This is a genomic window from Enhygromyxa salina, assembly GCF_002994635.1.
GTDB classification, from domain to species: Bacteria; Myxococcota_A; Polyangia; order Nannocystales; family Nannocystaceae; genus Plesiocystis; species Plesiocystis salina_B.
The window spans coordinates 105,875-115,174 of the sequence record NZ_PVNL01000058.1 but is presented as its reverse complement, the minus strand read 5'-3'; the positions used below and the strand labels follow the sequence as shown (position 1 = coordinate 115,174).

The window sequence follows — 9,300 nt, the reverse complement described above, 5'->3', positions numbered from 1 at the left end:
GACCGCCAGCGCGTCGACGTGCGGCGCTCGCAGTCGTCGCCGCGCTGGCGGTCGTCGTTGGTGCTGGCGTCGCGGGGGTGGCGATCTCCAGCGCCGGGACCGAGCCCGAGCCAGCGGCGACCAAGTCAGCCGCCGCCGCAGCGGAGCGAGAGCCACCGCCGGCGATCGCGGCGCCTGCGTCGACCGGCTCGGTCGACTCGAAGGACAACCGTCAGCTCGCCACGGTCGAGCCGGGTCAGCCTGCGCAGCCGCAGCCCGATCCTGCGGCGATCCCCGCGATCGCTAGCGAGCCGGAGCCTGCGCCCAAGCAACCCAAGCCCAAGCCCGAGCCCAAGCCCGAACCCAAGCCCGAGTCGAAGCCCGAACCCAAGCCCGAACCGAAGCCCGATCCCGTCGAGCCCGACCCCGTGCCAGCCGATCCTCAGCCGCCCAACCCCAGTCCCGAGCCATCCGACGCAAAACCTGATCCAGACCTGCCCACGATCAAGGACGACGTGTATGACTGAGCCCGTGCGCACCCACTCGCTCACGCACACCCCGCGCGGTCGGCTGTGTGCTGGCGTGCTCGCCTGCACGCTTGCGACGACGCTCCCGATCTCGGTCCAGGCGGCGCCGGCTTCTGGTTCAGCTGACGCGTCTGGCTCGGCTGACGCGCAGGAGGTCCCCGAGGCGTCGCAGGTCCGCGCGGCACTGGACGACGGCGATCTGACCTCCGCGCGCGAGCTCGCCCAGGTTCGCAGCGAGGCGGAGCCCAGCGTCGCCAACCACCAGCTCGAGGCCGAGGTCCACCTGGCGCGGGGCGACTACGAGCAGGCCGAGCTGTCGCTGGTCGCGGCGCTCGAGCTGCTGCCCGAGGACGCCAGCGAGCGGGCGGGGATCGAGGCGCAGCTGGCCGAGCTCGAGGTCGCGGCGCGCGGGACCAAGGCCGACGAGCCCGCGTCCAGCCATCGCGAAGCCATCGACCAGGCCCGGGCAGATCGGCTGGCCGCGCTGGCCCCGAAGTCGCCACCGCCACCGCAGGTCGTCGACGCGCCCGAGCCCGTGTCGATCACCAAGAAGTGGTACTTCTGGGTCACCCTTGGCGCGATCGTGGCCTCGGCCGGGGCGATCGCCGGAATCGCGATCTCGTCCGCCGTCGACGACCGCGACGGCACCACCGCCGGGACCGCGAGCGCTGGCGCGGCCCGGCAGCCGATCCCCGCTGGCGGGGTCATGTTTCGGTTCTGAGGTGCCCGCTTGCCGCGTTGCCTGATCGTCGCCGCGCTCGTGTTGCTGCCCGCGTGTGTGCGACGCGACGCGACGCCGCCCGACCGCATCGCGCAGGTCGCCGCGCCGCTCGCTGCTGACGAAGATCCCACGTTCGAGCGGTTCTCGGGCACGATCGAGCTGCCGCTGTCGAGCATGGACGCCCGCAAGATCGGCCCGACCCCGCTGATCCCGGCGCGCCCGGGAGCGGACGGTCAGACGGTGATCGTCGAGTTCGAGACCACGGGCCTGCGCAGCGCGACTGGCAAGCTCGGGTTGTTGCCGCCGCGCGGCGCCGCCCGGCAGGAGGTCGCGTACGACATGCCCGGCCAGCCCGACGATCCGCGCAGCGTGTGGGTCGATGTCACGATCGAAGCCGACGGCGCCCAGCGGTTCGAGCTGCCCGCGCCGGGGCCGACGTGGCACGCCGAGTGGGCCGTGGTCGCGCTCGAGCTGCGACTCGGCCGAACCCCGATGCCCGCGCTGGTCGGCCCGCGCAGCGAGATGCTGTCGGATCAGACCCGCACGCCGGGTGCCCGCGTGATCCTGGGGGTCGTCCCGGTCGAGCCCCGGCCCGCGCGGGTCCAGGCCGTGCGGGTGGCAGGCTCGATCAGCCTCGACGGTGTGCTGGACGAGCCCGCGTGGCAGACCGCGCCCGCGATCTTGCTGGCCAGTCGTGACGGCGAGCCGGCCACCGAGATCAACGAGCAGCTGGGCGGCCCGACATCGGTGTGGTTCGCGTGGGATCGCGAGTACCTGTACGTGGCCGGCTCGCTGCCCGATCCCGATCTCTACGCCCCGCATCGCGAGCGCGACGAGCCGCTGTACCGCGACGAGGCCTTTGAGGTGTTCATCGCCGGCGACAGCTCGGGCGCGCGCTATCTCGAGCATCAGGTCTCGGCCCGCAACGTCGTGTTCGACGCCCGGTTCCCCAAGTACCGCGAGGGCAACGAGGGCTGGGACGGCAGCTGGCGCAGCGCGGTCTCGCTCGACGGTGAGCTCGAGCGTCGCGGCGGGGATCGGGGCTGGACCGTCGAGCTCGCGTTCGCGTGGTCCGAGCTGTGCGAGCGCACCAAGATCCGGTGCCCGCCCAAGCCCGGCCAGCAGCTGCGCGTCAACGTGTTTCGGCTCGACAAGCCCGACCGCAACCAGCAGGTCGGCCTCGCGCTGAGCCCGACCCTCGAGCCCGACTTTCACGCGTGGCGCAACGCCGCCGAGCTGACGCTGCTGGATCACGAGCCAGAGCCAGGAGAGCATGAATGAGCTTTGAACCGCGATTGTCTTCAGCTCGGGTCAGGCTTTTGACCCGCTTGCATGCGCCGCTGTCTTCAGCTCGGGTCGGGCTTTTGAGCTTGGGGCTGATGGTCGGTGTGTTGGGGTGTGACGGGGGCGGGCATGCTGGTCCCACGCCGCCGCGCCCAAGCGAGGGCAGCGGTCGTCACATCAACGAGATCCAGGCCGTCGCCCACGCCAGCGGGACCGCGGCGGCGACCTACGGGGTCGATCGTCCGCACCCGCTGAGCGAGGTCGAGCAGGCGATCCTCACCGCGATCGAGCGGGGCCATCGCGGCCAGCGAGGTGGGGATCTCACCCATGATCCGGCGCTGTCGGCGATGGTCCACGATCTCGCGCTCGCGAGCCCCAGCCGGTTCGACATGCCCCCGACGCTGCTCGACGCCCTGCTCGCGTGGCATGGGGTCCCCGATCCCGAGCCGGCGGTGGTCGTCGTCGAGCTGCAAGGCAGCGATCACGGCTGTGATCGCGCCGCCAAGCCGGACTGCCAGGAGGCCCTCGACGCGCTGGTCGACGAGGTACTCGAGACCCTCGGGCCCGGGCGCTGGCGCGTGGGCGTGGGCGTCTCGGCGGTCGACGGCGGGGCCAAGACGCGGATGATGGTGGCGATCGTCGAGCGGGCGATCGAGCTGCGACCGATCCCCGTGACGGTCGCCGCGGGCGGGCGGATCGAGCTGCGCGGCAAGCTGCTGGGCAAGCGCGTGAAGCCCCGGATCGAGCGGGTCGACCCCAAGGGACACTGGGCCCGGCTGGCCGCGGTGGTCGGCACCGATGGCTCGATCGACGCGGTGGTTCAGTGCGACGCGGGCGACGGCGCCTACCAGATCGAGGTCCTGGCCGACGGCGCGCTCGGGCCCGAGGTCGTCGCCAACTTCCGGGTGTTCTGCGGCGTGCACCCGCCCAGCGAGATTCGCTACGGCTACGAGCGGCTCGGCGCCAAGGTGACCGACGCCGACGTGGTCCGCGGCAACTTCGATCTGCTCAACGCCGAGCGCGAGGCGCGGGGCCTGTCGATGCTCGCGTGGGACGATCGGGCGGCCGCGGTCGCCAAGGGCCACAGCGACGACATGGCCGCCAACGGGTTCGTCGGCCACACCTCGCCGACCACCGGCGACGCGCCGACCCGGTTCAAGCGAGCGGGGATCTCCGGCGCGGTCGTGCGCGAGAACGTCGCCCGCGGCTACGGGCCCAAGGGCATCCACGAGAGCTTGATGAACAGCCCGGGGCACCGCGCCAACTTGCTCGCCGATGACGTCACCCACGTGGGGATTGGCGTGGTGTTTGGTGAGCCCGAGTCGACCGCCGCCGATGCGCCGCGGCCGGTGTTCTTGACCCAAAATTTCTACGCCAAGCTCGGGGCCGACACGCCCGCTCGGCCGGGCACGGCCCTGCGCGATCGGGTCGACGAGCAGCGCAAGGCTGAGGGCCAGGCGGGCGTGGCGTGGGTCGCCGCGCTCAACAAGATCGCCCAGCGACGCGCCGACGGGGCCGCGGGGATCGGGCCGGGGATCAGCGACGATGAGCTGCAGGCGCAGGTGTTCGGCGTCGGGCTGCAGTCGCTCGAGCAGCACCAGGTCACGGCCGGCAGCTTCGCGGATCTGCTCTCGCTCGAGCTGTGGACGCAGCTGCCGGCCACGGCCAAGGTCGGCGTGGGCGTGGCCCAGCCCGGGGCGGGGAAGGGCCTCGTGATGGTGCTCCTCGTGGGCAAGTAACGCTGTTGTCTCGCGGGGCGCCACAGCGCCCGGGGGCCGGGGGTATGGTTGGGCATGCAGTCTCACCGAGTCGCGCCGCTGTGGGTCTTGTTCACGCTTGCCGGATGCGGCGGGGCCAGCCCGGCCACCGACGCTGGTGCCTCTGGACCCGGCGTCACGACCAACGAGACCGGATCGGGCGACGGAGACGGCGACGGCGACTCGGGCAGCGGCGACGGCGACGGTGACTCGGGTGACGGAGACGGCGACCCCGGAGACGGCGACGGTGATCCCGGTGATGGCGACGCCGACTCGGGCGGCACCAAGTTCGACCTCTCGGCGCTCCCCGACGGGTCCGACGAGTGCGGCAGCGGTGGCGGGGGCGGCAACGATGACGTGCTGTCGTTCATCTGGATCGCCAACAGCAGCCAGGGCACGGTCTCGAAGATCAACACCACCACCGGGATCGAAGAGGGCCGCTACGACGCGAGCCCGCAGGCGGACGGCAACCCGTCGCGGACCTCGGTCAACCTGCTGGGTGATGTCGCGGTGTCCAACCGCCACCCCGGCGGCGTCACCAAGATCGCGGCGCACCTCGACAACTGCGTCGACAAGAACAACAACAATCAGATCGAGACCTCGTCGGGCCCCAATGACGTGCTGCCCTGGGACCAGGACGAGTGCGTGCTGTGGCACGTCACGACCCCGACCAACAGCTATGGCAACGGCCCGCGACCGACCGCGTGGGAGGGCGGCAAGTTTGGTGAGGGCGGCGAGTGTGGGGTCGACGAGAACCCGCGCCTGTGGGTCGGGTTCAAGGCCAACAACAGCAACGGCGTATTTTGGCGGCTCGACGGCGCGACCGGGGCCCTGCTCGACGAGGTCGATGTCGGGTACTGGGGGAACAGCTACGGCCCCTACGGCGGAGCGGTCAACGCCAACGGCGATCTGATCGTGACCGGCCTCAACACCGATCCGGTCAAGCACATCGACGCTGACGATCTCACCGTCACCGACCTCGGCAACCCGGCCAACAACTGCAAGTACGGAATGGGCCTCGACCAAAACGGCGACATCTGGGTGGGCCACTGTTTTGGCGAAGGGATCTCGCACTACTCGTTCGCCGACGAGCAGTGGACGACCCTGCCAAACCCCGGTGGCACCCGCGTCAACGGCGTCCAGGCCGATCGCGACGGCAACGTGTGGGGCGCAGGCAGCAGCCCATGTCGGCTCGTGCAGGTCGACGTCGAGACCAAGCAGTACGTGAACAACAACATCCCGCTGCCGTTCGACTGCAGCAGCCCATGGGGCGTGAGCGTCGACGTCGAGGGCTTCGTGTGGGTCGTCGACATGGGCTCGAGCAAGGCCTACAAGGTCAACCCCGAGACCTACCAGACCGAGATCACGGTCAGCGGTCTCGTAGGTCCGTACACCTACTCCGACATGACCGGCAGCGGCCTCAACCTGGTAGTGAATCCACCAGGTTGAGAGTTCACCACCCACGGTGAACCGGTTCACGAATGGCGCCTGCAAGCGGGTCAGAAGCCTGACCCGAGCTGAAAACAGCCCGCTGCCCACGGTGAACCGGTCTACGAATTGCGCCTGCAAGCGGGTCAGAAGCCTGACCCGAGCTGAAAACAGCCCGCTGCCCACGGTGAACCGGTCTACGAATGGCGCCTGCAAGCGGGTCAGAAGCCTGACCCGAGCTGAAAACAGCCCGCTGCCCACGGTGAACCGGTCTACGAATGGCGCCTGCAAGCGGGTCAGAAGCCTGACCCGAGCTGAAAACAGCCCGCGGTAGCCACCGGCTTAAGGCGTTTGTTGGGTGGGGGAGGGGATCGGAAAATTCAGCGTGGGTGCAGTTGTCTGGACGCGCCGTGGTGACATGCTCCCGCGATGACAACTCACCTACTTCGACTTTCCTACGTGACCTGCACGCTCGCGTTGATTGGGTGCGGCCGCCCCAGTGAAGAAGGCGGATATTTTGGCAACGATGAGACCGGCCATGCGGACACGGAGGCCGACGCAGACACCTCGGCAGACACGGACACAGACACGGACACAGACACTGACACCGACAGCGGCGACGGCGATGGCGACGAAGGGGAGACGGAGGGCGAGTGCGCGACGCCGCTGCCCGACGATCCCGAGCTGCAGCTCGGGTTCGTGCAGTCGCAGCTCGAGCTGGTCCCCGGGGAGTCGTACGAGTACCAGGTCGGCAACTGGGGCTGTTGCGTGTTCTGGGAGCCGCTCGAGACCTGCTCGGTCTACTCGGTCGATCCGGCCGACGCAGGCGCGACGATCGACCCCGAGACGGGCGTGTTCTCGCTCGCGGACGACGTCGCTGATGGCGCGACCTTCACCGTGACCGCAGACGTCCAGGACGGGCTCGCCAGCGTCAGCGGCACGGTGACCGCCTACCTGCCCGAGCTGCACCCGCTGCGTGGCTACTGGCGAGAGGTCGCGCGGATCCCCTGCGACGATGGCCCGGAGTTCGTGCCCAGCGATCCGATCAACGAGCTGGTGTTCACGGCCTCGGGTGACTTTGTCGTGACCTGGACTCCGTTCGAGATCTACACCGACTACTGGGGCACGTATGCGCACGACCTCGACACCAACGCGCTGTCGCTGACACCCACCGACGGAAACTACCTGCCGGACGACATCGAGGGCGAGGGCAGCGTCAGCTTCGAAGCCGAGCAGCTGGTGCTCCACGACATCTGGCTGGGCTCGTCGCAAGACCCCGTCGAGCCCGCTGGCTGCGGGCACCGCTTCGAGTAGCCGAGCCGACCGCGCTGCTGCTCAAATTCGACAGCAGACGCGGTATTACGCCAGTGACGAGCCTCGCGGGGCCGCGGGCACGCGCGCGAGTTTGCACGACGGCCCTGCTTGGTTAGGATGCCGCCGCGTGAGCACCTCCAAGCCGCACCCCGCGTCCCCCGAAGCTCGCAGCGAGCTGGTCCTTGGCGTCGTCGGAGGCTCGGGTCTCTATGTCATGGACGAGCTCGAGCAGGTCGAGCGGGTCTCGCTCGAGACGCCCTTCGGCGAGCCTTCAGCGGCGTTCGTGGTCGGCAAGCTGCCGCGCCGTGACGGCCCGCCGCTGCGCGCGGTGTTCCTGCCGCGGCACGGACCTGGCCACATCTTGTTGCCGGGGGAGATCGACTACCGGGCCAACATCCACGGCTTCAAGCAGCTGGGGGTCACGCACCTGCTCAGCGCCTCGGCCGTCGGCTCGTTGCAGGCCGACATCGCGCCGGGTCACATCGTGATCCCGGATCAGCTGATCGATCGCACCAAGGGTCGGGCGTCGAGCTTCTTTGGCAACGGCTGCGTCGCCCACATCCAGTTCGGCGATCCCTTCGACCAGGGCTTTCGCCAGCTGGTGACCGACGCCGCCGCGCCGATTCTCGCGGCCAGCGATCAACAGCTGCACCGCCGCGGCACGATGGTCGTGATGGAGGGTCCAGCGTTCTCGACCCGCGCCGAGTCCGAGCTGTATCGGCGCTGGGGCGGCGACATCATCGGCATGACCGCGCTGCCCGAGGCCAAGCTCGCCCGCGAGGCCGAGATCGCCTACGCCGTGCTCGCGACCTCGACCGACTACGACTGCTGGCACCAGAGCGAAGAAGAAGTCAGCGTCGACGCGGTCGTGGCGATCATGCAGGCCAACGTCGCGCGGGTGCGCCAGATCGTGCTCGAGCTGGTCAACCTGCTGCCCACCAGCTGCGCGCAGCTGCCGTGGCCGCGGTCGCTGGCTGGCGCGCTGATTACCGATCCCGCCAAGATCCCCGCGGTCACCCGCGAGCGGCTCGACCTGATCGCCGGTCACTACCTGCGCGATCGCTGATCCTCCTGTTTCTCGCTGCTCCAGCTGTTCATGCTGTCCATGGCCTAGACATGCCAACAACCTCAGATCAGACCAATCACAACCTCGTGGTCGTCGGCAGCGTCGCCGTCGACTGGGTGATCACCCCCAGCGCCGAGCGCAGGGACAGCGTTGGCGGTGCCGCCGTGTTCTTCGCCATGGCCGCGGCGCCGCTGGCCAAGGTTCAGCTCGTCGGCGTGATCGGTCACGACTTCCCGCAGGCGTCGATCAACGATCTCGAGCGCGCGGGCGTCGACCTCGCGGGGCTCGAGCGCAGCGACGGCCTGACGTTCCGCTGGAAGGGTCGCTACCACGAGAACATGAACCAGCGCGACACGCTGGAGACCCACCTCAACGTGTTCGAGGACTTCGCGCCGAAGCTGCCGCAGCGCTATCGCGAGAGCGACTTTTTGTTCCTGGCCAACATCCAGCCCAGCTTGCAGCTCGCGGTGCTCGAGCAGATGGACAGGCGCCCGCGCCTGGTCGGCCTCGACACCATGAACCTGTGGATCGACATCGCCCACGACAAGCTGCTCGAGGTGCTCGCGCGGGTCGACGTGCTGGCGATCAACCAAGAAGAAGCGCTGCAGCTCACGGCCGAGAGCAACCTGGTCCGGGCGGCCGCGAAGATCCGCGAGCTCGGTCCCAAGACGCTGGTGATCAAGCGCGGCGAGTACGGTGCGCTGTGTTTTGGTCCCGACGGCTCGCTGTTCTGTGCGCCCGCGCTGCCGCTCGACGACGTCGTCGATCCAACCGGCGCGGGGGACAGCTTCGCGGGCGGGTTCATGGGCCACCTCGCGAGTACGGGTGACCTCAGCAGCGACAACATTCGCCGCGCGGTGATCTGGGGCTCGACGATGGCGAGCTGCTGCGTGCAGGGCTTCTCGTATGATCGGCTGCGTGAACTCAGCCGCGAGCAGGTCGACGCTCGGTTCCAGCGCTTCGTGGATCTCACCCGGTTTTGATCGCCGGACTGGCGACACGCTGTCGCCAGTCCCGCGCGTGCTAGGCGCGTACGCGGGTCCTGAGCGGCGTTTATTTGGGTCTCACGTCGGCCGCAGCCGCGGCGATGGGGTCGTGGGGCGATTTCGCGCGACGTTTGTACACACCCTGAGGCCGCCTGCGCTCGATCCACGAAAACCGAGCAGAAACGAGTCTTCGCGTGGACACGATCGGGGGTCGCTTGATACGTAGACAGTCGTGGCC

The 9,300-nt window shown here is 69.3% G+C and carries 7 protein-coding genes and 1 pseudogene; all 8 read left to right on the top strand.

Features of this window, described 5'->3' with window-relative positions; genetic code table 11:
- A pseudogene (locus ENSA7_RS43720) lies at nt 1-506 on the top strand (hypothetical protein); the annotation flags it as partial.
- A 4-nt stretch (nt 507-510) separates the two neighbouring features.
- The gene (locus ENSA7_RS16205; RefSeq protein ID WP_106090195.1) at nt 511-1,227 is read left to right on the top strand and encodes a hypothetical protein; all 717 of its coding nucleotides are present in this window, start codon (nt 511-513) and stop codon (nt 1,225-1,227) included.
- A gap of 9 nt (nt 1,228-1,236) precedes the next feature.
- Nucleotides 1,237-2,508: a carbohydrate-binding family 9-like protein gene (locus ENSA7_RS16200; RefSeq protein ID WP_106090194.1), complete on the top strand. Its 1,272-nt coding sequence runs from the start codon at nt 1,237-1,239 to the stop codon at nt 2,506-2,508.
- Between the two features lie 98 nt (nt 2,509-2,606).
- Nucleotides 2,607-4,250: a CAP domain-containing protein gene (locus ENSA7_RS16195; protein WP_146157756.1), complete on the top strand. Its 1,644-nt coding sequence runs from the start codon at nt 2,607-2,609 to the stop codon at nt 4,248-4,250.
- A 54-nt stretch (nt 4,251-4,304) separates the two neighbouring features.
- The gene (locus ENSA7_RS16185) at nt 4,305-5,717 is read left to right on the top strand and encodes a Vgb family protein (protein ID WP_181233790.1); all 1,413 of its coding nucleotides are present in this window, start codon (nt 4,305-4,307) and stop codon (nt 5,715-5,717) included.
- A 408-nt stretch (nt 5,718-6,125) separates the two neighbouring features.
- Nucleotides 6,126-7,010, top strand: coding sequence for a hypothetical protein (locus tag ENSA7_RS43715; RefSeq protein WP_181233789.1), 885 nt, complete (start codon nt 6,126-6,128; stop codon nt 7,008-7,010).
- Between the two features lie 127 nt (nt 7,011-7,137).
- On the top strand, nt 7,138-8,076 hold the full coding sequence (mtnP, locus tag ENSA7_RS16175) for an S-methyl-5'-thioadenosine phosphorylase (protein WP_244923821.1): 939 nt from the start codon (nt 7,138-7,140) through the stop codon (nt 8,074-8,076).
- Nucleotides 8,077-8,126: 50 nt separating this feature from the next.
- Complete coding sequence (locus ENSA7_RS16170) at nt 8,127-9,059, top strand: PfkB family carbohydrate kinase (RefSeq protein ID WP_106090190.1); 933 nt, start codon at nt 8,127-8,129, stop codon at nt 9,057-9,059.
- Nucleotides 9,060-9,300 lie beyond the last annotated feature (241 nt).